General features: G+C 61.9%; 23 protein-coding genes. 17 read left to right on the top strand and 6 right to left on the bottom strand.

All coding sequences use genetic code 11. The features are described 5' to 3' along the window. Positions 1-283: 283 nt before the first annotated feature. The 8 genes from QCE79_RS16975 to QCE79_RS17010 all read left to right on the top strand — a co-directional run bounded on the left by QCE79_RS16975 (position 284) and on the right by QCE79_RS17010 (position 7,607). Positions 284-571, top strand: coding sequence for a DUF6723 family protein (locus tag QCE79_RS16975; RefSeq protein ID WP_250469853.1), 288 nt, complete (start codon positions 284-286; stop codon positions 569-571). Positions 572-702: 131 nt separating this feature from the next. Further along, positions 703-1,914, top strand: a complete 1,212-nt coding sequence (locus tag QCE79_RS16980; RefSeq protein ID WP_244831788.1) for a DUF2252 domain-containing protein — start codon at positions 703-705, stop codon at positions 1,912-1,914. 237 nt (positions 1,915-2,151) lie between these two features. Then, entirely contained in the window at positions 2,152-2,355 is a 204-nt protein-coding gene (locus tag QCE79_RS16985; protein ID WP_244831789.1) for a cold-shock protein, read from the top strand. 223 nt (positions 2,356-2,578) lie between these two features. After that, the gene (locus QCE79_RS16990) at positions 2,579-2,797 is read left to right on the top strand and encodes a hypothetical protein (protein ID WP_244831790.1); all 219 of its coding nucleotides are present in this window, start codon (positions 2,579-2,581) and stop codon (positions 2,795-2,797) included. 128 nt (positions 2,798-2,925) lie between these two features. Then, entirely contained in the window at positions 2,926-3,309 is a 384-nt protein-coding gene (locus QCE79_RS16995) for a DUF2946 domain-containing protein (RefSeq protein ID WP_309846213.1), read from the top strand. 204 nt (positions 3,310-3,513) lie between these two features. Beyond that, positions 3,514-5,610 carry a TonB-dependent receptor domain-containing protein gene (locus QCE79_RS17000; RefSeq protein WP_309846217.1) on the top strand — a complete coding sequence of 699 codons (2,097 nt, stop codon included), beginning with the start codon at positions 3,514-3,516 and terminating at the stop codon, positions 5,608-5,610. Between the two features lie 10 nt (positions 5,611-5,620). Beyond that, positions 5,621-6,022, top strand: a complete 402-nt coding sequence (locus QCE79_RS17005) for a DUF2946 domain-containing protein (protein ID WP_309846220.1) — start codon at positions 5,621-5,623, stop codon at positions 6,020-6,022. A gap of 109 nt (positions 6,023-6,131) precedes the next feature. Continuing rightward, a complete protein-coding gene (locus tag QCE79_RS17010) occupies positions 6,132-7,607 on the top strand; it encodes a PepSY domain-containing protein (RefSeq protein ID WP_250494915.1) in 1,476 nt (491 codons plus the stop codon). Between the two features lie 14 nt (positions 7,608-7,621). Here the strand turns inward: QCE79_RS17010 and QCE79_RS17015 are convergent, their stop codons facing one another. Continuing rightward, on the bottom strand, positions 7,622-8,443 hold the full coding sequence (locus QCE79_RS17015; RefSeq protein ID WP_309846225.1) for an alpha/beta hydrolase: 822 nt from the start codon (positions 8,441-8,443) through the stop codon (positions 7,622-7,624). A gap of 443 nt (positions 8,444-8,886) precedes the next feature. On the opposite strand from QCE79_RS17015, the gene QCE79_RS17020 reads away from it, so the two are divergent. Next, positions 8,887-9,861, top strand: a complete 975-nt coding sequence (locus tag QCE79_RS17020; protein ID WP_244831796.1) for a ferritin-like domain-containing protein — start codon at positions 8,887-8,889, stop codon at positions 9,859-9,861. Between the two features lie 89 nt (positions 9,862-9,950). Further along, on the top strand, positions 9,951-10,076 hold the full coding sequence (locus QCE79_RS17025; RefSeq protein ID WP_309846228.1) for a hypothetical protein: 126 nt from the start codon (positions 9,951-9,953) through the stop codon (positions 10,074-10,076). Between the two features lie 25 nt (positions 10,077-10,101). On the opposite strand, the gene QCE79_RS17030 is transcribed toward QCE79_RS17025, so the two are convergent. Continuing rightward, on the bottom strand, positions 10,102-12,072 hold the full coding sequence (locus tag QCE79_RS17030; RefSeq protein WP_309846231.1) for a PAS domain-containing protein: 1,971 nt from the start codon (positions 12,070-12,072) through the stop codon (positions 10,102-10,104). A 293-nt stretch (positions 12,073-12,365) separates the two neighbouring features. Here QCE79_RS17030 and QCE79_RS17035 point away from each other — a divergent pair, with 293 nt between their 5' ends. Continuing rightward, positions 12,366-13,238 (top strand): cytochrome c oxidase assembly protein, encoded by an 873-nt coding sequence (locus QCE79_RS17035; protein WP_309846232.1) that lies wholly within the window; start codon positions 12,366-12,368, stop codon positions 13,236-13,238. Here the strand turns inward: QCE79_RS17035 and QCE79_RS17040 are convergent. Beyond that, entirely contained in the window at positions 13,228-14,295 is a 1,068-nt protein-coding gene (locus tag QCE79_RS17040) for a LacI family DNA-binding transcriptional regulator (RefSeq protein WP_309846234.1), read from the bottom strand. The genes QCE79_RS17035 and QCE79_RS17040 overlap by 11 nt on opposite strands. A gap of 99 nt (positions 14,296-14,394) precedes the next feature. Here QCE79_RS17040 and QCE79_RS17045 point away from each other — a divergent pair, with 99 nt between their 5' ends. Together QCE79_RS17045 and QCE79_RS17050 are read left to right on the top strand one after the other, a co-directional pair. Further along, on the top strand, positions 14,395-15,573 hold the full coding sequence (locus tag QCE79_RS17045; RefSeq protein ID WP_309846235.1) for a phytanoyl-CoA dioxygenase family protein: 1,179 nt from the start codon (positions 14,395-14,397) through the stop codon (positions 15,571-15,573). A gap of 20 nt (positions 15,574-15,593) precedes the next feature. Continuing rightward, entirely contained in the window at positions 15,594-16,745 is a 1,152-nt protein-coding gene (locus QCE79_RS17050; protein ID WP_244831802.1) for a Gfo/Idh/MocA family protein, read from the top strand. Here the strand turns inward: QCE79_RS17050 and QCE79_RS17055 are convergent. Continuing rightward, entirely contained in the window at positions 16,742-17,383 is a 642-nt protein-coding gene (locus QCE79_RS17055) for a DUF429 domain-containing protein (RefSeq protein WP_309846238.1), read from the bottom strand. The genes QCE79_RS17050 and QCE79_RS17055 overlap by 4 nt on opposite strands. 286 nt (positions 17,384-17,669) lie before the next feature. On the opposite strand from QCE79_RS17055, the gene QCE79_RS17060 reads away from it, so the two are divergent. The 4 genes from QCE79_RS17060 (at position 17,670) to ilvD (ending at position 22,641) form a co-directional block, all read left to right on the top strand. Continuing rightward, on the top strand, positions 17,670-19,847 hold the full coding sequence (locus QCE79_RS17060) for a response regulator (protein ID WP_309846240.1): 2,178 nt from the start codon (positions 17,670-17,672) through the stop codon (positions 19,845-19,847). An 84-nt stretch (positions 19,848-19,931) separates the two neighbouring features. Continuing rightward, positions 19,932-20,204, top strand: coding sequence for an RNA chaperone Hfq (hfq, locus tag QCE79_RS17065; RefSeq protein WP_244831805.1), 273 nt, complete (start codon positions 19,932-19,934; stop codon positions 20,202-20,204). A gap of 11 nt (positions 20,205-20,215) precedes the next feature. Continuing rightward, on the top strand, positions 20,216-20,629 hold the full coding sequence (locus tag QCE79_RS17070) for a hypothetical protein (RefSeq protein ID WP_309846242.1): 414 nt from the start codon (positions 20,216-20,218) through the stop codon (positions 20,627-20,629). Positions 20,630-20,781: 152 nt separating this feature from the next. Further along, on the top strand, positions 20,782-22,641 hold the full coding sequence (gene ilvD, locus QCE79_RS17075) for a dihydroxy-acid dehydratase (protein WP_250469867.1): 1,860 nt from the start codon (positions 20,782-20,784) through the stop codon (positions 22,639-22,641). A 57-nt stretch (positions 22,642-22,698) separates the two neighbouring features. Here ilvD and QCE79_RS17080 read toward each other — a convergent pair whose 3' ends face one another. Together QCE79_RS17080 and QCE79_RS17085 are read right to left on the bottom strand one after the other, a co-directional pair. Further along, on the bottom strand, positions 22,699-24,045 hold the full coding sequence (locus QCE79_RS17080; RefSeq protein ID WP_404989372.1) for a chloride channel protein: 1,347 nt from the start codon (positions 24,043-24,045) through the stop codon (positions 22,699-22,701). A gap of 156 nt (positions 24,046-24,201) precedes the next feature. Further along, positions 24,202-24,798, bottom strand: coding sequence for a carboxymuconolactone decarboxylase family protein (locus QCE79_RS17085; RefSeq protein ID WP_250469869.1), 597 nt, complete (start codon positions 24,796-24,798; stop codon positions 24,202-24,204). Positions 24,799-24,882: the final 84 nt, after the last annotated feature.

Raw genomic sequence — 24,882 nt, forward strand, 5'->3', positions numbered from 1 at the left:
GCAGCATTTGGCCATAACCGCGCCCGTAATCCTTCCCTGGTCCACCAAGCTTATCGACCCGTTGCTTGCGCCATAAGCGTCGCGTTGAGCGGATACCGCTTTCTTTCATCCTGTCGAAACCCGCACGGCAAGGCGGCCGATGACTGGAACGGTTAGTGCTGGGTAGTCAGTACTCGCACCGCTCGTCGGGAAGATCGACAAACCCGAGCGGCGCGATGCTCAAACCGTTGCCCCGGTGTCCGGCTGCTTCCCGGCGAGCCCTCGTACGCTACCGATGAAGATCATGACTGGACGAAGACCGAAGCTCGTGCTTTCCCCCTCCCGCTATACCGTTCCCGCGCCCGGCGTCAGCGCCGGCGACTTCGAAATTTATGCGTCGTACCGCGGCTCGCCCACCTCCGGATTTTTCGGCACGCTGAAAGTCGTCAGAAAGACCGACGGCCGTCTGCTCTTTCCGTTCGATGGCGCCGAAACCATTGGTCCATATAGCAAGAAGGACGAAGCCGTCAACGCCGCATCGGCGCGCGGCAGCGAAATCGTCCAGGCGGATATCCGCATTCCGGAGATGTAATCCGCGTCTGCCGCTCAGGCACACGGTGTGCGATTGCATCGCTTCGAAAACGACATGGCGCGCCGGATGATCGGCAGCCAGCGTCGAATCGCGCTCGATGCGCCCGTTCTGCCCACGACTACTTGCTCCACATGCTCAAACCTAAAACCAAGGTGCCTGATTCCGAAAGCCGTCAGGACATCCTGAAGCTCAAGCGCAACGCCAAGATGGCGCGCTCGACGCACGCCTATGTGCGCGGTAACACGATCAAGTTTTACGACTGGCTCGAAGAAGCCGAGATTCGCAGTTTGCCGCACGGTCCGGCCATCTGGATTTGCGGCGATTGTCATACCGGGAATCTCGGCCCGATCGCGGACGCGAAAGGGAAGATCGAAATCCAGATACGCGATCTGGACCAGACGGTTATCGGCAATCCCGCGCACGATTTGATCCGGCTTGGCTTGTCGCTCGCGACGGCCGCGCGCGGATCGGCGCTGCCCGGCGTTACGACCATCAACATGATCGAAGCGCTGTTCGCGGGTTACGCCGAAGCCTTCGACAAGGATAGCGATGCCAATTCCGTGCGCAGGCCCGAAGTCGTGCGCGTGGTGATGCGCGAAGCGGTACGCCGTTCGTGGAAGCATCTTGCCCGCGAGCGGCTCGACGACGTGCAGCCCACCATTCCATTCGGCAACCGTTTCTGGCCGATCAGCAAGAAAGAGCGCGCCGAAATCGTATCGCTCTTCGAAAAGGCCAGCGTGACGCAACTCGCGACGAGCCTGCGCGGACGCCCGGATACCGGCGAAGTCACGGTGCTCGACGCCGCCTACTGGGTCAAGGGTTGTAGCTCGCTCGGACGTCTGCGCTACGCCGTGCTGCTGGATGTCGACGGCGGCGTGATCGAAGGCGACGATCTGTGCATCATGGACATCAAGGAAGGCGTCAAGGCCGCCGCGCCGCGCTATCCCGGCACGTCGATGCCGCGCGATCACGCCGAACGCGTCGTGGAAGGCGCGCGCCATCTCTCGCCTCATCTCGGCGAACGCATGCGCGCCGCGAGTCTGCAGGGACGGCCGGTAATCCTGCGCGAATTGTTGCCGCAGGATTTGAAGCTGGAGATCGAGCAGATCGGACAAACGGAGGCGATGGAAGTCGCGCGTTATCTCGCGCTCGTCGTCGGTCAGGCGCACGCGCGCCAAATGGACAAGAACACCCGCCGCAGCTGGCTTTCGGAGCTACGGCGCACGAAGACCAAATCGATCGACGCGCCGTTGTGGCTTTGGAGCAGCATCGTCGAACTCGTGGGCAGTCACGAAACCGGCTATCTCGAACATTGCCGGCGCTACGCGCTTGCGGCAGCCTGAGCATGGGTTACGGGCGGGTTCGGAGCCGGGTTTTTGGACCTCCGGTCCGCCTTTTATTCACGGTGACAAATATATACTTGACTAAAATATGTGGAATTGTGATAATCCGTTCTGAAGTTCAAGAAGTTGATTGCTGCTCATCAATAGTGCGTTTTCCGCGGTATTCGTTGTCCATTCCCTCCTTGCAGCTTCGCTGTTTCAAAGCAATTTTCATCCAAATTTTTTCCAAGGAATATCATGGATACCGGTACCGTCAAGTGGTTTAACGACACCAAGGGCTTCGGCTTTATCAGCCCGGATAACGGCGGCGACGACCTCTTCGCCCATTTTTCCGAAATCCGTTCGGAAGGCTTCAAGACCCTGGTCGAAGCACAGAAGGTAAGCTTCGAAACGAAGCGCGGCCCGAAGGGCATGCAAGCTTCGAACATCACGCCGCTGTAAGCTCCAAGTAGCTTCGTAGCGTGAGGACCCGGGAAACCGGGTCCTTTTTTATATCAGTTGGGTTTTAGTTGAGCCTCGCAGTCCAAATCTCGCAGTCCAGATTTCTCCCGCGCAGTTCATCAAACAGGCTAATTCGCCTGACATCCTTCAGTTTTCGTTTTTGCGGCATTAGTCCGCTGACTTTCCGTGTTTATTGCCGGAAGGCCTCTTCATTAAAATTAAAATGGCACATTCTCAAAACTACCGCGGTTATGCGGTATATCCGTCCGCGCATCGTTTGCGCGATCAAAGCTTCTCGGCGAATCTCCTCCTCGAGCGTTCCGACGAAGATCCCATCGACACGCAGTATCGTTTTTATTCGCTCGGCTATTTTTCGAAAGAAGCCGACGCCGTGAATTACTCACGCATCTGGGCACGCGACTGGATCGACGCGCGCGGCTGATCCAGCCTGCGACATGGATCCACGCAGCATTTCTTATAGCGGGAATTTTTCACGCTAGCGGCGTGTAAAGACAGTTAGCCGGATGGCATAATCGGCTGACTTTCATCTGCCTCCCCGCCTGGGCCTCCATGCGCAGCCGCACTCATCAACGAACGGGTTCTCTGCTGGCATTGCTTGCAATGCTGCTGATTACGTTCGCGCCGATGGTCTCGCAGCTGATCGCAGCCAATACGCATGACGGCGTTCCGCTCGCCGAATTGTGTTCCGCACATGCTGCATCGGGCGATGCTGCTTCCGGTCATCACTCACCCGACGCGCTCTCGCAATTCGACGGCAAAGCGTGTGGCTATTGTCACTTCTTCGCGCATACACCCGTCGTACCGGGCGCAAGCGCGAGCTTCGCGCTCGATGTTCCCGCAGCACGCGCTATCGCGGTCGCACGGACCGAGATCGAGCGTCCCGCACAGCCGTTCACCACCGCGCAACCGCGCGCGCCTCCCGTTCTGATCTGACTTCGTTCCGCCAACGCAATGCCGCACTGCCGTGAGGTGTTGCGCGGTCTCGCACGTTCATCTGTTCGTGCGAGTCCCGATCAATCGAACTCGGAGATGAACCATGTTCACCACATTCGAACGTGGCGGCGCTTTGCCGTCCACGCGTCATACGCACGTCCCCGCCGGGACGTCTTCCGCGTCTTCCGCACGGGGGACGCGATCATGAGACGACTTGCCAGAAAGGGCGCGCTGATGACAGGCATGACGGCGCTCTTCGCGACGCGCGCCATTGCGCAGACGCCGCAAGACGACGCGACCGCCACACTTCCCGCAGTCATCGTCCAGGGCCAGTCCGCGAACTCGCTGACATCGCAAACTGTCGTCAAGCAAAAGCAGACGCTCGATCAGACCGTCGGCTCCGTGGGCTTCGTGGATAGCGCCGATTACCGCGACACCTACGCGTTCACGTTGCGCGACGTGCTCAAGAACGTGCCCGGCGTGTTCGTGCAGACGCGCTACGGACAAGAGTTGCGCTTGTCGATTCGCGGCTCGGGTATCGCACGCGGCTACCACACGCGCGGCCTCGAAATTCTTCAGGACGGCATTCCCACCAATCTCGCCGATGGCAGCGGCGACTACTACCAGATCGACCCGCTCGCGCTGCAATCCGCCGAGGTCTATAAAGGCGGCAACGGTCTCGCGTATGGCTCGTCGACGCTCGGCGGCGCCATCGATTTCCTCACGCCCACCGCCTACACGGCGGATGCGCCCAACATCGTGCGGCTGGAGGGCGGCAGTTACGGCACCATCCGGGGCAGCGCGCAATTCTCGCGCGTGGTCGGGCCGCTGGACTTCACCGGCACTTTCTCGGTGAATCATGCGGACGGTTATCGCGATCACGATCGCGGCCAGTACGAGCAGTTCAACGCGAATATCGGTTATAAATTTTCGCCCGATGTCGAAACGCGTTTCTATCTCGGCGCGTACATCATCGATCAGCAACTGCCCGGCACGCTGTCGCTGAGCGATGCCCTGAACAATCCCACGAAGGCTTCCGCGAGCGCGCTTGCCGGCGATCAGGCGCGCGACACGCGCACCGAGCGCATTGCCAATCGCACGACGGTCAAGCTCGATGTCGGACAGCTCGATTTCGTCACGTGGGCCATTCACAAGAGCCTTTATCACCCGATCTTCCAGGTGATCGATCAGGATGGCTGGACCTACGGCTTCGCGCCGCGTTATACGGCGACCATCGACGTGGGCGGCATGCGCAACGATGTGATCGCGGGTGCGCGTTTCTTCGGCGGCAACACCCAGGCGCGGCAGTACGTGAACGTGTCGGGCGAGCGCGGCACGCAAACGCTCGACTCGACGCAAAGCGCCTATAACTACGAAGCGTATGTCGAAGACCGGCTCTTCTTTCTGCCGACCTTCGCCGTGATGGCTGGCTTCAAGGCGCTGCGCGACGTGCGCAAATATGTCGATCATGGCGGTCTCGCCGCCGATCCGAACTACAAGTCGGCGAGCGAAAATTTCAGCGGCGTGAATCCGAAGCTCGGCCTGCTGTGGCAACCGAACAAGGACATTCAGGCATTCGTGGATGTCACGCGCAGCCAGGATGTTCCGGACTTCACCGACCTCACGCAGACCTTCTCGAACACCACGCGCTTCACGCCGCTGGCATCGCAACATGCATGGACGCTTGAGATCGGCACGCGCGGCACGCGCGATCGCGTGAGTTGGGACCTGACCGCATATCGCTCGCTCGTGCGCGATCAACTGCTTCAATACACGACCGATCCCGACATTCCGGCCTCCACGTTCAACGCCAACAAGACCGTGCTGCAAGGCATCGAGGCGGGTGTATCGGTGGATGTGCTGCGCGACATCACGCATGCCGGCGCGGGCGACAAGATCACGTTGTCCGGGCTCTGGAATCTGAGCGATTTCCGTTTCAAGGACGATCCGCAATACGGCTCCAACCGCATCGCAGGCGTGCCGGTGAACGTGATCCGCGCGGCGCTCGGCTATTCGCGGCCCAACGGGTTTCATATATCGGCATCGGTGGACTGGGTTCCGGCGGGCGCATGGGCGGACGACGCCAACACCTTGCGCGTGCCCGGTTACACGCTCCTCGGCGTGCAGGCGGGAATGGATTTTCGCAATGGTCTCTCGGTTTTCGTCGATGCGCGCAACTTGACGAACAAGCGTTACGTGAGCGACATCAGCACGGTCGCCGATGCTCGCACGACCTCGAACGCAATTTTCTATCCGGGCGAAGGACGTAGCATTTTCGCGGGCATGCGCTACGCTTTCTAAGGCATCTTCATTGACCCACCGCGACATGCAGAGCCGCTTCTTTCGGACATGGTGCAGCTTGCTGGGATTGCTTGCGATCCTCATGGCAACGCTCGCGCCTACGGTTTCGCAACTCGTCGTCGCCGCGCGCATGCCGGCCATGACGATGGACGCGGACTGCCCGATGCAACGAACGCAATCGATGAGCGACGACGCAGACCACGCGTCTCACTCGCACACCACGATGCCGGATGGACAAGCATGCGGTTATTGCGGCCTGCTTGCGCATGTGCCCTTCATTCCGGGCTTGCCGGTGAGCTTTGCGGTCACCGCTCGCGCCATCGCGCAACTCGTCGCCACGCGTTTTATCAGCACGTTACGCATCGAGCCGCGCACCTCGCGCCATGCGCGCGCCCCGCCCGCTTTCTCCTGAAGCCGATATCCGCTTGATCGATGCCGAACGCCGCGCAGGCATGCGCGCGCATCGCATCGTGATGTCCCGATCCCACGGTACGCCACCGAAAGTGGCATGGAGAAACACAATGCACGCGAAGACCAGCAGCGCCGCCTCGAGTGCGGCCCAGGCGGCCAGCGCATCCCAAGGCAGTTATCGAACGCTATGGCGCTGGCACTTTTACGCGGGGCTCTTCGTAATGCCCTTTCTGATCGTCCTCGCCATCACGGGAACGATCTATTGTTTTCAGCCGCAAATCGAGCCGTTGTTATACAGACAACAAATGGTGGTTGCACCGCGAACCACGCCACGTTTGCCTCCCGATCAACTGATGCACGATGCACGCGCGGCAGTGCCGCATGGCGCGGTCATATCGACAGTGCATGTTCTCGACGATCCTTCTCGCAGCGCCGAATTCGTCTTCAAGCTGCCGAGCGGCGAAAAGGAAAGTGTCTACCTCAATCCGTACACCGGCGCGGTGCTCGGCACGCTAAGCGTCGAGAACCGGTTCATCCAGCTCGATCGCATGGTGCATCGCAAACTGTTACTCGGCAAGGCTGGCGAGCTGTTGATGGAACTCGCCGCATGCTGGACGCTCGTGATGATCGGCACCGGGGTTGCGTTATGGTGGCCACGCACGAAGACCACCGCGCGCGATGCGCTGCTGCCGCGGCTCTCACTTAAAGGCCGGCCCTTGTGGAAGAACGTGCATGCGGTAATGGGCATTTGGCTTGCGCTCGGCGCGCTGTTCTTCGTGGTGACGGGTTTGCCGTGGTCGGGCTCCTGGGGCAAAAACTTCAATGCGCTTGCGACGAGCGCGAATATCGGTACGCCGGCGGGCGCTTGGGGCGGCTTGCCCCTGCAATCATCCGTGCCGGGCAAGGCCAGCGTCGCGACCGCTTCGAACAATGCCGGCGAACATCATCACGACGCCGGCAACGGCGATTCCATGCCCGGCATGGTGATGAGCGATCTACCCTTGACGCAAACACCGTGGGCCGTCACGAACGCCGCTGTTCCCGAGTCGCACGCAGCGGAAGGCGCACGCCTGCCGTTGCAGCGCGTGATGGATATCGCGGCATCGCTTGGCGTGGGAAGCGGCTATGACATCGTGGTGCCATCGACGGCAACGGGCGTCTACACCGTCTCCTGGTTCCCCGCCGATCCGAAACTCGAACGCACCCTCTACGTGGATCAATACAGCGGCGCGGTGCTCAAGGACATCCGCTATCGGGACTATGGCGCAGTTGCGCAGGCGGTTTCGTACGGCACGTCGCTGCACATGGGCCGATACTTCGGCTTTTGGAATCAACTTGCGTGCGCGTCGATTTCGCTCGGCCTCGCGGCAATGGCCGTGACCGGCTTCGTCATGTGGTGGAAGCGTCGTCCGCAACGCACGCTCGGCGCACCGGCGCGTGAGCGACTGGCGCCGCCCATGCGCGCATGGAAGACCGGACTCGCGCTGCTTGGCATCGTATTCCCGTTGATGGGACTCACCATGCTCGCCGTCTGGCTGATGGACCGGCTGATGTTCGATCGCGCGTTTCGCCGCATCGCATCATAAGGACATGACGCGCGTCACTTCGCCGACGCTGCACGGCTTGCGTTGAGTGACGTCTGATCGATAAACGCGGTGACGTCGTCGAGCACCGGTGCGACCTTGATGAGCGGCGACAGCGCGCGCACCGGTCGCCCCACGCTCCCGACGATCATCGCGTGATTGATGCCCGCGTACTGCTTCACCTCGACGCTGTCGCCTGCTTCGTTGGCACGCGCCGCGAACCGGAACGTGTTGCCGGGATCGACCGTTACATCCGACAAACCGACGCCCAGAAAGAGCGGCGGCTCGTGGCCGCTTACATGATTGATCGGCTGGCTCGCCGCTCTGAGACTCGCGGGAAAGATGCTCCTGAGCGCATCGTCCTTCAAGGGCAGGAAATCATATGGACCGGACAACCCTATCGCACCAGCAAGCGAATTCGTCTCCACGCCATCGGCGGCCAGATAGTGCTTGTCCGTGACGAGCAACATGACGATATGCGCGCCTGCCGAGTGTCCCATCAGGAAGATGCGCTCAGGGTCTGCGCCGTAGTCTTTCGCATGCGCCTTCGCCCATGCAACGGCAGCAGCGGCGTCCTCGACGAAACCTGGAAAAAGGGTGGACGGATATAAGCGGTAATCGGGAATGACCGTGACGATGCCGCGCGACGCCAGCGCCTCGCCCACGAAGAGGTAGTCACGACGGCTTCCCGATTGCCAGCTTCCGCCATAGAAGAACACGACCATCGGCCGGCCGCGTGGGTTATCCGCGGATGCGCGCGGCACATAGATATCGGCTTCGTGCCTGTCGCCTTCTGCATAAGGAACGGCGCGTTGTACATCGAAATCATTGCTTGGCACGAGTGCATTCAGGAGCCTGACGGGACTGCATGCGGTCAGCGCCGACAACACGGCAACGCAGGAAACGAGCTTGAGCGATAAGCGGCGAGACTGTAGATACGGCATGTCGGATGAAGAAGTTGAAGAGAGCGATTGACGCCACTTACGCTATACGCAAGTGCGTGTCTTGCGGATGCAAAAACATCTTTATTCGAGCACCGTCATGTTTCCCGATGCTCGTCCCCGCATCGAGTAAAGAACTCGTCAATCACCGGATAGATGCAAGCATGTGTTACAGCGCGAATCTCTTCGCACGATCTTCAACGTATCCGTCGACGTGGCTGCCAGACATATCGGTCGAGTCTGCTCACCATCGAAACAGTCCGTTGGAGAAGCGCGGCGCATGCCCCTTCGTCCATGCGGAAAACATGTACGCCCATCTACCTGAGATAAAGGAGACTGACATGCTCGAAGATATTGCGGTGACATCGGTGCTCGACCGTCGAGTGGAACGACGTGAAAAGCGGCGCCAGTTCTTTCGGAGTGCTGGCGGCCTGGGACTAGGGCTCGTCGGCGGCACGATTCTCGGCGCCTGCGGAGGCGGCTCGGGCGATAACGCCAATGCCGCGACCGGCCCAACCGATGCCGAGATTCTCAACTTCGCATTGAATCTCGAATATCTCGAAGCAACGTTCTATGCCTACGCAACGACCGGCGCAGGACTCCCCGCCAATCTCATGAGCGGCGTGGGCACGCCAGGCAAGGTCGTGGCCGGACAACAAGTCCAGTTCTCCGATCCCGTCGTCGCCGCTTATGCACGCGAGATTGCCAAGGATGAACTGGAGCACGTGGCGTTCCTTCGCACGGCGTTAGGCGCATCCGCGGTGGCGATGCCCGCGCTCGATGTCGGCGGTGTCGATCCGAACGGGGCCTTCTCGCTCGCGGCCCAAGCGGCGGGCCTGGCTCCGGCTGGCACGGCGTTCAACCCTTATCTGAACGACAACAACTTCCTCCTCGGCGCCTATATTTTCGAGGACGTGGGCGTGACCGCTTATAAGGGCGCGTCGCCGCTCATTACGAACAAGACCTATCTGGAAGCGGCAGCGGGCATTCTCGCGGCCGAGGCCTATCACGCGGGTCTCGTTCGAACGGTGCTCTATACGAAGGGAATTCAGACACCGAGCCTCGTAACCGCGACGCAAGCCATTTCCGATGCGCGCGATTCGCTCGATTCATCCAGCGATGTCGATCAGGGTATTGCGGGCGCGTCGTCGCAAATCTCGAACATCGTCCCGCTCGATAGCAACGGCATCGCGTTCAGCCGCTCGTATGACGATGTGCTCAACATCGTTTATCTGAGCAAGGCGGCAGTGAACAAAGGCGGCTTTTTCCCGGCAGGCGTCAATGGCAGTCTGAACATGAGCAGTGCCTTCGTGTAAGTCTTCGCATCACGGGTAGGTTCATCGCGCGGCTCGCTTGCATGGGAGTCGCGCGGAATTGCTTTTACCGCTCAAAGGAGCGCCGAATCATGGGTGACACATCGGTCGAAGACTGGAGAATGCGCGTGCGGCTCAGCGTCGTCGGGTGTTTTCTCGCTGGCGGTGCGCTGTTGCAATGCATGGCGTCGCTGCACTTGTTGCGAGGCGGCTTTTAGCCGATTCGCGCGCCTTCTCGCAAGTTCAGGCGCCGAGCATGGCGCGTACGCGATCAAGCAGCGCCTCCGTCGAAAACGGCTTGGTGAGCATCTGCATGCCTGTATCCAGCGAGTTGTTCGCGGTCGCCGCTTGCGCATAGCCCGTGATGAACAACACCGGCAACGCGGGATGATGCATACGGGCGGCATCGGCCATCTGTCTGCCGTTTAGGCCAGGCAGGCCCACGTCCGTAATCAGCAAGTCGACCGGCGTCTTGCTCTGCAAGACAGCGAGCCCCGAGGGACCGTCGTGCGCGGTCATCGTCCTGTAGCCCAGGCGCTCGAATAAATCCTGGAGCACCTGGCGAACGGTTTCGTCGTCATCGACGATGAGGATGGTCTCGCCCGCGCCCGTGCCGATCTCCTTGCGGTGGACCGACGCGTCCGGTGCCGCGTCCGCCTGTTCCATCTCTTCAGGAAGAAACAGTCGCACCACGGTGCCGACGCCGACGCTGCTATCGATGGTCACGAAGCCGCCGGACTGGCCGACGAAGCCATAGACCATCGACAATCCGAGGCCCGTGCCCTGCCCTAGCGGCTTGGTCGTAAAGAACGGCTCGAACGCCTGATTGACGACGTATTGCGGCATGCCGGAGCCGGTGTCCGTGACCGCGATGCAAACGTACTGTCCGGGGCGCGCATCCTTGTGCATGCGTGCCTCTTTCTCGCTGATCGTCTTGCGCGATGTCTCGATGGACAACGACCCGCCGTCGGGCATGGCGTCGCACGCGTTGATCGCGAGATTGAGCAAGGCGCTTTCGAGCTGGTTCGTATCGCAGAGCACGAAGCACGGCTCGGCATCCGCGACGGCGGAAAGCGAGATGGTCTCCTTCGCCATCTGCTGAATCAGGTCTTCTAGCGATACGACGAGCTCGCGAATATCCACCGACTTCGGCGCGAGCGGCTGCCTGCGCGAAAACGCCAGCAGACGATGCGTGAGCCCCGCCGCGCGCTTGGCCGAAGAGATCGCCATCTCGATGAAGCGATCGAGGCCAGCGGTATTGCCCTTCGCGACGAGATGCCGGATGAGTTCGAGCGGTCCGATCACGCCTTGCAACATGTTGTTGAAGTCGTGCGCGATGCCGCCGGTCAGATGCCCGACCGCTTCCATTTTCTGACTCTGGCGCAGCTGCTGTTCGAGGTCCCGCTGCGAAGTCATGTCGATGCCGACGCCCGTGCGCCGCACCGGCACGCCTGCATCGTTGAAATGCGTATTGCCGCGCGACAAGACCCAACGGGTAGAACCGTCGGGATGACGAATGCGATATTCGAGTTCGAGATCGCCGCTGCGCACGAGGCCGCCCGACATCGTGGACTGCAACGCGGCGCGGTCGTCCGGATGGACATTCGCGAGAAATCCCTCGCGCCTGATGCCGCGCGCGGCTTCGTTGGCGTCGATGCCGTAGAGCTCCGACACGGCTGCATCGCAGAAAAAGCAGTCGCTTGCGACCTCATACGTCCACGCGCCCACGCCGCTGACCGCCGACAGCGCAAGCCGCGCGAAGTCTCGAGAATCGTTCAGTGCGATCTCGCGCTCGCGCAGTTCCGTGATGTCGCGCGCCACGATGAAAATGCGTCCGCGCATGCGATCCACTCGACCGTCCAGCAGACGATAACTGCCCGAAGCCGTGCGCATGCGACTTTTGAATTCAGCGGTGGAACCGTCGCGATCGAGCTTTTGCAGTGCATCCAGCGTTTCCTCGCGATCTTCCTCATGCACGAACTCGCCGAGATTCTGGCCGATGATTTCGTCGAGCGACCAGCCGAGATTGCGCGTCCACGCGGGATTGACGTTCGCGAGCGAGCCTTGTTCGTCGGCGACGGCCAATAGATCGCGACTGAGTTGCCACAGCACTTGTTCGTGCGCGTCGTCGCGTGAATTCAGTTGCGCACGCAAGGACTCGATTTCGGCCTGAAGCGCCGCAACGTCCTGATGCGAGGAAGATTCGTCTGTCATCGACTAAAGACTAAAGGCTTTCAAAAGAAACTCTGCGTGCCGAATGCAAGCGATTCGCCGACGATAATACCGTTTTGTCGGCAACGTGAAGGCGTGCGTCGCGGTGACCGACGAGTTTAAGCGGATATGGGTTTTCGCGCGGGATTCGGCCGGCGCGTGGCGCGACTTACCGTCGCATGCAATCGATGTCATACGGCGCGTTCGCGTCGAATACGCGGCGGCGGTCAGCAGAATTCAAGGCGCGGTTGATACCATGCACGCCATTGCACACTCGCACTCTCGCCTGTCTTCTTATGTCGCTCATCAGTTTGCTCGAACCGTGGGAGCCGTCGTACGCGCTGGTTGCCGTGTTTATCGTCGTGGCCGGGCTGTTTGCGCGCGGCGCGCGAAAGGCGCGCATGAGCGTGGCGCGGCGCATCGCGTTCTGGACCGGAATCGTCCTCTTCTACGTCGCGCTGCACACGAAAGTGGACTACTACGCCGAGCATCAGTTCTTCGTGCATCGTTTGCAGCATCTCGTGCTGCATCATCTGGCGCCGCTCGTTCTCATGGCTTCGTATCCGGGCGCCGCGCTGCGTGCGGGCCTGCCGTTCGCCTGGCGGCCCCTGCTACGGAACTGGCAACGCAGTCGCGGCGCGCGTCTGCTCGGAGCGGTACTGCTGAATCCTACGGTCATCGGCATGGCGTTCATCGTGTCGGTGCTCGTGTGGCTGCTGCCTTCAATCCAATTCGTGTCGATGCTCGACTGGCGCATCTATCGCTTCATGAACTGGTCCGTCACGATCAGCGGACTCATGTACTGGTGGATGATCCTCGATCATCGCCCGAGCCCGCCGAGCCGCACGCGGCCTGGCTTGCGCGTGTTGTCGCCCGTCATCACCATGACGCCGCAAATTCTGGCGGGTGCGTTGATCACCTTCAGCTCGCGCGATCTCTACCCAGTGTTCGAAGTTTGCGGTCGCGCGTTCACGTCCGTTCCGCCCGCGCTCGATCAGAGCCTCGGCGGACTCATCATGTGGGTGCCAGCCGCCGTGCTGGAAACCGTCGGCGCGATGATGGCGCTGCGCCTGATGATGCGTCTGTCGAACTCGCCGCGCGAAAAGGCGCGTCAGGCATCGAGGAGAAGGTCGGCACGACAGGACCGCGTTCACCCGGTCACACGCTAGGCCGCGTGCCCGTGTTTGCAGAAAAGCGCGACGCCACGAAGGCCGGGATGTTTTCGGGCGTGACCACCACGACCGACGACGACAGCGCCACGCCCGAAGCAGGAAGCAGCTTGTGAAACTGCATCACGTGCTGACAGGCCGAACGCATGTCTTGACGAAGATCGTGGTGCAGCACAGCGGAGATCGCGCCCTCGCGCAGCAGATGCGTGTTCTCCCGGTCCAGATCGTGCGCGACGAAACACTTCGGCCGAAGCCCCAATGCTTCGAGCGCTCGGAGTATCGCGACATTGCCGCCGCCGATCGAATAAACCGCCGCGATTTTTTGGCCACCGCCGACAGCCTGCCTCACGCGTTCTTCCGTCGCCGCGTCGAGACCGTGGCCACCGCTGGCATCGATCAAGGCGAGCCGCGGGTTGCGCGCGCGTAGTGCCCGCCGGAAGCTCAGTTCGCGTTCCTCTTCGCCGCGAAAACGTTCGTGGCTCAACGTGACGAGCACATTGCCCGGCCGCCGACCCAGCCACTGTCCGATGAGATACGCCGCCGTGGCGCCTGCCGCGCGGTTATCGAGACCCGCGTAGGTGATTCGGCCGGACGACGGGATGTCGGTGAAAACCGTCACCACCGGAATGCCACACGATTGAAGCTCGGCAATCGCGCTCGCAATCTCCGGCACATCGCGCGCTTTCAGGAAGACGCCGTGACTGCCCCGGCGCGCGATGTCGCGCAGCGCCTGAACCACCTCGGACGCAACCATGCTTTCGCGCATGAGATAGCGCATACGGAACACGGCGGGATGCAGGCCCGGCACTTCGGCCTCCAGCGCCTCGCGAATCTCGTCGGCGAATCGGCGCGGCGCTTCCACGACGACATCGACGACTATCTTGCGGCCCGTCGTCGCCAGCTGGAATTGCTGCTGTTCCAGTTCCCTGATCGCCTGTTCGATACGCCGCCGCGTATGTTCGCGCACGTGCGCCCGCCCGTTCAGCGCGCGGTCCACGGTGGCGGTGCCGACACCCGCCTGAAGCGCGATTTCCTTGATCAGAAACGGGTGAGACATGGCTTCGCGTCCCGGCGTTATGATGTGTTTTTGATGTTTCGATGATAACGCAGCCCGCGTCGATAAGACTAAGCTTGTCGCCAGAGTGGAGGAGACACCATGACGTCGGCGCAGCGGTCGGGCTGGTATCGGGAAGAGGATTGTTCGGTGAGCGACTTCGTGGCGCAGGTCGAAGCCGCGGATGACATTGAAGCGCTCGAGTACTGCGCCGAAGTGCGCGAGCGCATCCCTGTTTATGCGTGCCCCGAACTCGAGAACGTGCTCGGCGATGCCGCGCGTCGCCAGTCCTTGCTCGCGGAATGGGCGCACGTGCTGTCGAAGGGCGCGGGTGTTTTCGTGCTTCGGGAAGCGTATGCGGATACCGCGCCCATCGACGAAGCTACCGAAGTCTTCGAAGCAATCATTCGCGAGGAACGCGCTGCGGGCGGCGGCAAGGCGGACCACTTCGCCAAGGCCGGAGCGAACGACCGCATCTGGAACGCGCAGGAAAAGCTCTGCCTGAAAGCGCCAGCCGTCTTCGCCCGATACTTCGCCAACCCCGTGATCGCGGCTGCATCGGAAGCGTGGCTGGGGCCAGGTTATCAGATGACATCGCAAGTCAATGTCGTGCGGCCGGGCGGTGCGGCGCAGCAAGCGCATCGCGACTTCCACCTCGGTTTCCTCACGGTCGACGAGGCGCAGCGCGTTCCCGCGCACGTTCACGCAATGTCGCCGTTTCTCACTTTGCAAGGCGCGGTCGCGCATGGCGACATGCCGGTTGAAAGCGGTCCCACCAAGTTGCTGCCTTGTTCGCAGCGCTATGCCGAAGGCTACGTCGCGTGGCGGCGGCAAGACTTCCGCGACTACTTCGAAGCGAACTTCGTGCAGTTGCCGCTGAAAAAGGGCGATGCAATCTTCTTCAGCCCCGCGCTATTTCATGCGGCCGGCTCGAACCGGACCACGGACGTTCAGCGCATGGCGAATCTGCTACAGGTGTCGTCGGCGTATGGACGTGCGATGGAGTCGCTCGACCGCAACCGCATGTGCGCCGCGCTTTATTCCGTGCTGCGCGAGATGCGTGCCGAAGGACGCATCACGAATACGGAAACGCGGACGATCATCGCTTCCTGCGCGGGAGGCTACGCGTTCCCGACGAACCTCGATATCAATCCGCCGCTCAACGGTCTTGCGCCGGCCACACAGCAGGATCTGTTCAACCAGGCAATCGAAGAAGCCTGGTCCGCGCAACGGTTCGATGACGCGCTCACCCACTACGCGTCGCTCGGGCGCACCGCTTGACCTTCCAACGGGACTCGACAATGACGATCGACATCATCGGACGGCGCATCCGTCTTGGACTCGTAGGCGGCGGACCGGGCTCGATAATCGGCGAGACGCATAGGATCGCGGCGCGGCTCGATGGTCAATACGAGGTTGTCGCGTGTGCGCTGACTTCGGACGCCGTGCGCTCGCGCGAGGCGGGCATTGCGCTTGGCATCGTTGCAGAACGCGCGTATGGCTCGTGGCAGGAGATGCTGCAAGCCGAAGCTCAACGTCCCGACCGGATGGACGTGGTCGCCGTCATGACGCCCAACGACTCGCACTACGACATCTGCATGCAGGCGCTGGATCGCGGATTTCATATCATCTGCGACAAGCCGCTCGCGCACGGGCTCGCCGCCGCGCGGGACATTGCGCGCAAAGTCGCCGAGACACACGCCGAATTCTGCGTGACCTACTGCTATACCGGTTACCCGATGGTGCGACAAGCGCGCGACATGGTCGCGGCGGGCGAACTGGGCGAGATCAGGCAAGTGCATCTGCAATACATCCAGGGCTATTTCGCGGACCACGACTTGCCCTCGGGATGGCGCACCGAGGGCAAACGCGGTGGCGAGTCGCTCGTCCTCATGGATATCGGCACGCACGCGTTTCATCTTGGCGGCTTCGTCACGGGACTAGACGTCACGCAAATCTGCGCGGACCTCGGCTCGGCCATTCCCGGCCGCCAGGTGGACGACTATGTCGGCGCGTTGACGCACTACGGCAACGGCGCGCGTGGCTCGTTATACGTGACCAATGCGGCCGCGGGTTCCGAGCATGGCCTGAGCTTTCGAATTCATGGCGACGCGGGCGGCCTGGAATGGCATCAGGAAGAGCCGAACCGGTTGATCCATCGGCGCAAGGATGGCTTCGAACAGATCATCACGCGCAGACTCGGGCCCGCCACGAGCCAAGGCGCGCAGCAATCGACACGCATTGCGATAGGGCATCCCGAAGGTTACTTCGAGGCGTTTGCGAATCTGTACACCGAGTTCGCGAAGCGTGTTGCCAACCGATTGGCCGGGCGCGATGTCTCCGGCGAAGCGACGCTCTACCCGGGTGTCATCGACGGCGTGAAGGGCCTCGCTTTCGTCGCGGCGGCGGTGCAAAGCGCGAACGCCGGACGCTGGACGGATGTGGCCATCTAGAGCGTCTTATCCGGCACGACGATAAAGCCTCCGGCCTCGTCGCCGAAGACGCGCGTGTTGCCTTCGACAAAGCGCTGCGCCGTGACCGCGCATAGAGCTGCATCCACGAAGTCGATCGATTTCAGCCGCGTCGTTTCAAAGCCCAGGTCTTCGAGAAGGCGTCGGCGCTGCACGCGCTTCAGCTTCGCCGACGCGACTTCGCGCCCAAGCAGCGCACATGTCGTCGCGTGCGGAAACGTCTCGATGGCGACTGCCTTGCCCGAGTATCGATTCGTTTCGAGAATGGGATGAGTGTTCGCGAATGCATCGTACACACGCGCGCCGTTGATCATCCAGTCGAAGAACCCGCTCGGATTCGATTCTGCGCGTTGGAGCGTTGGCGTCGAGAAACAGGAGATGCGTTCGCGCGCCAGTTGCCGCTCGGCCGTGCGCCCAACGCCTTCCGCTCCCCAACGACAAGGGGCATCGATGGCGACGACAGCGACGCCGAAGCGCAGGCACTGCTCGTGTAATTCGAGCGGATGCGTGCTGGTCAAAACGCATTCGATGCCGCGGCCCCTCACGATGACCAGATGAAACCCCTTCTTCGTCCCGCCGACATCGATACCGGCCACGAATTTTTGATCGACAACGCTCAACTTGTTCCTCTACTCTTATCAGGAAGTACTGCCGCGTGCGCAAATGCGACCTGCTGGTGCCTGTTTGCGCGGTATGACGATTGCTACGGATTACGAATAAGCCTCGCCGCGAAATAAAGGCGAAGCTCAAGAGCCGACCTGAGAGACCGGCTCGGGATGTCAGACAAAGAGCGAAAGCCGTATTGAAATGCGAAGTTTTCGCCTATTCCGAGGACAGTGACATGCGTACCAATATCGGCCCGCCATCCGACATGGCTAATCGGGTGCGCTCGTCCGGAGGTCTTCAATGACCGGCGCCGCCACGTCCTCCAAAGACGCATCCGACGAAGTTTCGAGACATACCCCCGACTTCCAGACCGCGCGCCGGCGACTCATGGCCGCGCTCGTCACCTCCGTTACGGTTCCCCTGCTGTGCGCGGCATTGTACGGCTACGTTACGTACGATCGCGCCATTCACGAAAAGCAGATTGCGCTCGACCGTCTTGCGTGGATCGCCGAGTGCAAGCTCGTCAACCTTCTCGATCTGAATCGCGAACTTTTTGCACGTGTCGGAGAGGCAATCGGCTCGACCGACGAGGCCACGCTGCGCACCCAACAGGTGCAGTTGCACGACACGCTGAGTGCGCTTGTCACCAAGCTGCCGCACGTGGCGGCGCTTTCCGTGGTGGGACGAACCGGCCAGATACTCGCGACAAGTAAGCAGACGCCCGCGCCTGCCGTATCGATAGGCGACCGGGACGACTTTCTGGCCACGCGCGCCGCTCACGCACCGCTGTATGTGTCGATGCCAGTGCGCGGCCGGATGGCAGGCCTTGATATCGTGAACGAACTCGTCGCGCGGACCGCGAGCGACGGGCGCTTTATTGGCGCGGTGGTCGTTTCGCTCGACCGGAATTATCTGCTCGACTTCTATCGCCAGCTGCTCGTGGACAATCCTCGACTTACGCTCGGTCTGTATCGACAGGACGGCGGCATTCTCGTGCGTCTGCCGGCGCCGAAGCTCATGAATGCGCCGACGCATCATGTGCCGCTCGCCAACGCGTTCGCGCGCAAGGTGTCCATCGGCTCCCTGCGAGGCGATTCACCGCTCGATGGCGGCCAGAGCATGATGGCGTTTCGCGAGGCATCGAATTACCCGGTCTATGTATCGGCGAGTTATGCGATGAGCGACGTGATACACGACTGGTGGCACGACGACATGCTGGTGGCCGGACTTGCGCTCGTGCCATGCGTCTGCCTGTGGTTTCTCGTCGTATTTTCGCTGCGCCGCCTCAAGGCGGAAGAAGCGGCTTGGCTCAACTGGCGCCGCGAACTGGCGATGCGCCAGCGCGCCGAAGACGCGACGCGGCATCTGCAACGCATGGGCGCGCTCGGTAATCTCGTGGCGAGCGTGGCACACGACTTCAACAACCTGCTGATGGTCGTCACGGCCAACATGGAGCTCGTGCGGCGCAAGAACTATATCGGCGTCAGGAACGAGGTGAACGCGGTCGAGCGCGCGTCCATCAATGCGCGAGTCTTGGCTCGCCGGCTGATGAGCGTCGCACGCAAGCAGCCGTTGCAACAGCGCGTGCTCAATCTGAACCGCTGGCTCGAACAGGCGGAGCCGCTGCTCCATTCGGCCATGAGCAGCAAGATCACGGTGCAAATCAATGCGCCGGACGCGCTCTGGATGGTCAAGGTCGATCCTGTCGAGCTCACGTCCGCGCTCGTCAATCTTGCCGTCAATGCGAAAGACGCGATGCGTGGCGGCGGCCATTTCATCGTCACCGCGCGCAATGCCTCGTTCAGCAGCCGGCGCTACAGCGTTCCGCCCGGCGATTACGTGGTGATCGAAAGCCGCGACACCGGAACAGGCATGAGCGACGAAGTGGCGCACCAGGCTTTCGAGCCGCTCTTCACCACGAAGGCAGCGGGCGCGGGCACGGGCCTCGGACTCGCTCAGGTACTGGCCATGGCCGAGCAAGCCGGAGGCACGGCGCGACTGGAGACGACATGGGGAAAAGGCACGACCGTTTTCATCTACCTTCCACGCTGGACGGGCGCCGCGCCGCTCGAAGCAGACGAAGCGGAACCGGTCAGCGTGCCTTTGATCGACAATGAGACGTCCGTGCTGCTGGTCGAGGACAACGAGGAAGTGGCTGCGGGACTCGTCGCGGTGCTGGACGTGCTCGGCTGGCACGCGCGCCACGAGTCGGACGGAGACGCGGCCATGCGCGTATTAAAGGAGGGAAACCGATTCACTCTGGTACTGTCCGACATTCAGATGCCGGGCTGCGACGGAATTTGCCTGGCCGAATGGATAAGAAAACATTTGCCCCGGCAAGCGGTCGTGCTTATGACAGGTTACGCTGATCATCTCGCCGAGGCGCGTCGCCTGGGTGTAACCGTTCTGGCGAAACCGTTTAATACCGACGACCTCAGGGCGCTCCTTACCGGAGTACCGATGACTTACCCGGAATGAGCGCCGGCACATATGCTTTACTACACAGATACGCCCCTGTGATAACAATTTTTAGGCGAATAACGCAAGTCGAGGATGGCCGCTATGTCACAAGTCGAACATGAAATTCAATCCGCATTCCTGGATGCCCTGATAGCCGAACGAAAAACCGTCTGGGTTTTTCTCGTGAACGGTATAAAACTCACCGGCGTCATCGAGTCTTTCGATCAGTACGTCATTGCCGTGCAGTCGCCGGTAGGCTCGCAGGCCATTTACAAGAACGCGATCTCCACGGTGTGCGAGCCGCATACGCTGCCGCCGAGAAGGACGGACGAACGTACGCCGATGGCGCGCGTGCAGCGTCCGCGACGCGCGTAACGAACAACGCGTTGCGCACTTTATCCGTGAAGACCGGCCCCTTGTTTGTTGCACTGTGGTTGTGGGCCGGCGCGGTCCGGGCCGACGTGGCGTGCTATCCCGTCGGCACGGCAATCACGCTTTTCGGCACCGCCGTGCGTGAAGATGTGGAATCGAGCGATGGCTCCGTCAGGACCGCCTGGATGCTCGCAATGGACCCGCCCCTGTGCGTCGTGGACAGGCGGTTTTCGCAGGACGCGCTGGGACGGCTCATGGTCCCGCGCATACAGCTCATTGGCGTGCCGCCGCCTCCGGTGCGGGTTCCTATCGCCGTTACTGGCACGCTCTCCACGCGCAATGCGCCGCAGTATTTCATCGTGCCGAGCGCCATGTGGGTAACGCCACCCCGGCCACCCCAGCCGCCCCAGCCGCCCGTATCGCGATAAAACCGCCAAAGCCGCATCCAGCGGTCGTTTCAGGGCCTGTGGGATAATATTGGGATTGCCCGCGGCGAAGCTCAAAAGGTCGTTCGCACGGGCGCATGTCCGGCCGCTCATCCCCTGGCCCACATTCTTCCCCGCGACTCCTCGAAATTACAATGCCCGCATACCGTTCCAAAACCTCCACCGCCGGCCGTAACATGGCGGGAGCGCGCTCGCTGTGGCGCGCCACCGGCATGAAAGACGAAGACTTTTCGAAGCCGATCATCGCCGTCGTCAATTCGTTCACGCAGTTCGTTCCCGGACATGTCCACCTGAAAGATCTCGGTCAGCTCGTCGCGCGCGAGATCGAGGCAGCGGGCGGCGTCGCCAAGGAATTCAACACCATTGCGGTCGATGACGGCATCGCCATGGGTCACGACGGCATGCTGTATTCGCTGCCGAGCCGCGAAATCATCGCGGATTCGGTCGAGTACATGGTCAACGCGCACTGCGCCGACGCCATGGTCTGCATTTCCAATTGCGACAAGATCACGCCGGGCATGTTGATGGCCGCCATGCGCCTCAACATTCCGGTTGTCTTCGTGTCCGGCGGACCGATGGAAGCCGGCAAGACGCATCTTGCCAATCCGAAGACCAAGGCAATCGAGTTCAAGAAGCTCGATCTGGTCGATGCCATGGTGATCGCCGCCGACGCCTCCTACTCCGACGCCGATGTCGCCGAGGTCGAACGCTCCGCGTGCCCGACGTGCGGTTCGTGCTCGGGCATGTTCACGGCCAACTCGATGAACTGCCTGACCGAAGCGCTCGGTCTGTCGCTGCCGGGCAACGGCACGGTGGTCGCCACGCACGCGGATCGCGAGCAGCTTTTCAAGCGCGCGGGGCGCCGTATCGTCGGTCTGGCGCGGCAGTATTACGAGCACGAGGAAGACCGCGTGCTGCCACGCTCGGTCGGCTTCAAGGCGTTCGAAAACGCGATGACGCTCGACATCGCCATGGGCGGCTCGACCAACACGATCCTGCACTTGCTGGCCATTGCACGCGAGGCGGAAATCGACTTCACCATGACGGACATCGACCGCCTTTCACGCGTCGTGCCGCAACTGTGCAAGGTCGCGCCGAACACGAACAAGTATCACATCGAGGACGTGCATCGCGCGGGCGGCATCATGGCTATCCTCGGCGAACTGGATCGAGCGGGCAAGCTGCATACCGACGTGCCGACGGTCCACGCGCACACGCTCAAGGACGCGCTCGACGAGTGGGACATCAAGCGCAATCCCGACGATGCCGTGAAGACCTTCTACATGGCCGGTCCCGCAGGCGTGCCGACGCAAGTGGCGTTCAGCCAGAACACGCGTTGGCCGAGTCTCGATACGGATCGCGCCGAAGGTTGCATCCGCTCGTATGAACACGCGTTCTCGCGCGAAGGCGGACTGGCGGTGCTCACGGGCAATATCGCGCTGGACGGCTGCGTGGTGAAAACGGCTGGCGTGGACGAGAGCATTCTGGTGTTCGAAGGCACGGCTCATGTCACCGAATCGCAGGACGAGGCGGTCGAAAACATTCTGAACGACAAGGTCAAGGCGGGCGACGTGGTGATCGTGCGCTACGAAGGTCCGAAGGGCGGACCCGGCATGCAGGAGATGCTTTATCCGACGAGCTACATCAAGTCCAAGGGGCTCGGCAAGTCGTGCGCGCTTCTCACGGACGGGCGTTTTTCGGGCGGCACGTCGGGGCTGTCAATCGGTCATTGCTCGCCCGAAGCGGCGGCGGGCGGCGCTATCGGCCTCGTGCGCAATGGCGACAAGATTCGCATCGACATTCCGAATCGCACTATCGACGTGCTGCTGTCGGATGACGAGCTCGCGCGCCGCCGCGAAGAGCAGAACGCCCGAGGCTGGAAGCCGGCCGCGCCGCGTCCGCGCAAGGTATCGACCGCGCTCAAGGCTTACGCCAAGCTCGTGATGTCGGCGGATAAGGGCGCGGTGCGGGACGCTTCGCTGCTGGACGATTGAGGTCGTCGCGGGCTTCGGCGGCCGCGTGCGGTGCTGCCGCGCGAAGCCCGCGATGTATCAAGGCGTGATCCCGTCGACGCCATTGGCCGGTTGCTCCGGCCGTGCGACCGCGCGGGCCGCGTAGGATTCGACCGCCCGGTACGCCACCGTCGAACCCGCAATGCCGAGCGCAGCCGGAATCAAAAAGTCCTGGCTGAAACGCGTGAATTCGATCATCAGCACGATGGCCGTCAACGGCATCTGCATCGATGCCCCCAGGAACGCCGCCGCCCCCACCACAGCGAACGCGCCAAGCGACGTTCCCGGCCAGAGCACATTCCACACGCTACCGAGAATCACGGCCAGCAGCGCGCCATTCGTAAGCCCCGGCGTGAGCAGACCGCCCTCCGCGCCCGCGCGCAACGTACTCACTTCGACCATCACCTTGAGCACGAGCAGCACGGCGGCGAGCCCGAGCGTCATCTGATTGTCGAACGACAGGCCCGCCGGCCCCTTGCCGTTGCCGACGAGTTGCGGGAAATACATGGCGAGCGCACCGATCATCGCGAAGTTGATGAGTGCAAGCACCGGCAATGCATTGCCGCGCGGTGCGGCATTGCGCGCCGCCGATGTCAGCCGCACGAACACCCAGGCAGCGACGCCGAAAAGCGGCCCCGTGACCACGGCCCACACGACGATCTGCGCATTGAAGGCGAGCGCGGGCAACCGATACTGATGTTCATCGCCGAGACCGACCCACGCCACCAGCGCGCCGATTGCCGAGGTCGCGAACGCCGCCGCGACGATGGACCATTCGAAGGTGCCGAGCAGCACTTCGAGCACGAACACCGCACCGCCGAGCGGCACGTTATAGACCGCCGCGAGCCCCGCACCCGCGCCGCACGCCACCATGATGCGCGACTGCGCGGGCGTGAGTCCCGCGTAATGCGCGAGCCATCCCGCCCACAGCGAACCGATCTCGCGCGGCGCGACTTCACGGCCGAGCGGCGAACCCATGGCTACCGTGACGATCTGCAACACCGTATGCGCGAGCGTGCTGATCACCGGCATACGCGGATCGTCCGATTTGACGGCCTTGCGGATACTCACGAGCGGCTTGCCGAAGCGATACACGCACCACCAGCCGATTCCCGCAACGAGACCGCACACCGTAAGCACGACGAGCCGGCGCTCGGGTGGCGCGGCCGTCACGCCTTCGAGAAAGCTCTCCCGGCTGATGACCGCATCGAGGCTATAGCCGAACGCGATGTGCTGGATGGCGTGCAGCAACAACGCGAGCAACATGCCGCCGATGCCCGCGCCCACACCCACGAGCACGGTCACGACGATAAACCTGCTGGCCGAAGCCAAGCCGTTGCCAGGCGAAGTCGGTGTCATCTCGGTCACGTTGAGCGCAAAAACCATAGAGTATCGCGCCTGACTTGCAGGCTCTCCGAACCAAGCGCGTTGTTTTTCTATTCGCACGGCTTTGCGCGATTCACTGACGTGTTGGCGAGAGACCGTTAGTAGCTATTTTGGGATGAAGAAAAGCCGGGCCACGATGAATGGACCCGGCTTGCATCACTTCGCTTCGAACAATCTCGCGATAGGCAAGGTATGCGCGTAGACCGCGCCCGCACGCAGAATGATCGCGACCGCGTAGGCTTCTTCGAGCGCCTCGGATGTGACGCCTGCTTCGATGGCAAGCGCGTGCAGCGACCGCCGCAACGGCTCGTGATTTTGCGTTTGCGCGACAGCGGCGGCGGTCACGAGGCGCAATTCACGCGGCAAGGTATCGTCGCGAAAGACGGTGCTTGCGAACGTATCGCGGCCCGCGCCGATAGCCGTGCCGTTGATCACCGACTCGCGTTGTTCGAACGTGAAGGCGGCATCGATCTTTACTTCCCCGCGCCCGAAAGTCTCTAGCGCCGCAGCGATATACGAAGCGGCAAGCAACTCATCGAGCGACGCACCCAGGCGCTTCGCGATCTCCGCGTGATGCTCGATACAGTACTCGCAGCGCGTCACCTGCCCCACCGCCACAGCGACCAAATGTTTGTCGCGGCTCGACAGACGACCGTCGCTCCAATGCGCCTGCGAGAGGCGGCGAAACGCCCCGGCATGCGCGTTACGTGATTCGAGCGCGGCGAGCGCGCGGACATCGGCTTGATGAGTCATGTGCGATCCGTTCGATATGAAAGCCAGGCGAGACACGAAACGTACACCATTCTTCGTGGCCACGCAGCGTTCATCCACCGGACC

This window comes from Caballeronia sp. LZ003 (genome assembly GCF_031451465.1).
In the GTDB taxonomy this organism is placed as follows: domain Bacteria; phylum Pseudomonadota; class Gammaproteobacteria; order Burkholderiales; family Burkholderiaceae; genus Caballeronia.

What these genes read in the sequence shown, in the direction of transcription:
- QCE79_RS16975 (WP_250469853.1), top strand. Translation starts at nt 284, where the DNA reads ATGACTGGACGAAGACCGAAGCTCGTGCTTTCCCCCTCCCGCTATACC.
- QCE79_RS16980 (WP_244831788.1), top strand. Translation starts at nt 703, where the DNA reads ATGCTCAAACCTAAAACCAAGGTGCCTGATTCCGAAAGCCGTCAGGAC.
- QCE79_RS16985 (WP_244831789.1), top strand. Translation starts at nt 2,152, where the DNA reads ATGGATACCGGTACCGTCAAGTGGTTTAACGACACCAAGGGCTTCGGC.
- QCE79_RS16990 (WP_244831790.1), top strand. Translation starts at nt 2,579, where the DNA reads ATGGCACATTCTCAAAACTACCGCGGTTATGCGGTATATCCGTCCGCG.
- QCE79_RS16995 (WP_309846213.1), top strand. Translation starts at nt 2,926, where the DNA reads ATGCGCAGCCGCACTCATCAACGAACGGGTTCTCTGCTGGCATTGCTT.
- QCE79_RS17000 (WP_309846217.1), top strand. Translation starts at nt 3,514, where the DNA reads ATGAGACGACTTGCCAGAAAGGGCGCGCTGATGACAGGCATGACGGCG.
- QCE79_RS17010 (WP_250494915.1), top strand. Translation starts at nt 6,132, where the DNA reads ATGCACGCGAAGACCAGCAGCGCCGCCTCGAGTGCGGCCCAGGCGGCC.
- QCE79_RS17020 (WP_244831796.1), top strand. Translation starts at nt 8,887, where the DNA reads ATGCTCGAAGATATTGCGGTGACATCGGTGCTCGACCGTCGAGTGGAA.
- QCE79_RS17025 (WP_309846228.1), top strand. Translation starts at nt 9,951, where the DNA reads ATGGGTGACACATCGGTCGAAGACTGGAGAATGCGCGTGCGGCTCAGC.
- QCE79_RS17030 (WP_309846231.1), bottom strand. Translation starts at nt 12,072, where the DNA reads ATGACAGACGAATCTTCCTCGCATCAGGACGTTGCGGCGCTTCAGGCC.
- QCE79_RS17035 (WP_309846232.1), top strand. Translation starts at nt 12,366, where the DNA reads ATGTCGCTCATCAGTTTGCTCGAACCGTGGGAGCCGTCGTACGCGCTG.
- QCE79_RS17040 (WP_309846234.1), bottom strand. Translation starts at nt 14,295, where the DNA reads ATGTCTCACCCGTTTCTGATCAAGGAAATCGCGCTTCAGGCGGGTGTC.
- QCE79_RS17045 (WP_309846235.1), top strand. Translation starts at nt 14,395, where the DNA reads ATGACGTCGGCGCAGCGGTCGGGCTGGTATCGGGAAGAGGATTGTTCG.
- QCE79_RS17050 (WP_244831802.1), top strand. Translation starts at nt 15,594, where the DNA reads ATGACGATCGACATCATCGGACGGCGCATCCGTCTTGGACTCGTAGGC.
- QCE79_RS17060 (WP_309846240.1), top strand. Translation starts at nt 17,670, where the DNA reads ATGACCGGCGCCGCCACGTCCTCCAAAGACGCATCCGACGAAGTTTCG.
- hfq (WP_244831805.1), top strand. Translation starts at nt 19,932, where the DNA reads ATGTCACAAGTCGAACATGAAATTCAATCCGCATTCCTGGATGCCCTG.
- ilvD (WP_250469867.1), top strand. Translation starts at nt 20,782, where the DNA reads ATGCCCGCATACCGTTCCAAAACCTCCACCGCCGGCCGTAACATGGCG.
- QCE79_RS17080 (WP_404989372.1), bottom strand. Translation starts at nt 24,045, where the DNA reads ATGGTTTTTGCGCTCAACGTGACCGAGATGACACCGACTTCGCCTGGC.
- QCE79_RS17085 (WP_250469869.1), bottom strand. Translation starts at nt 24,798, where the DNA reads ATGACTCATCAAGCCGATGTCCGCGCGCTCGCCGCGCTCGAATCACGT.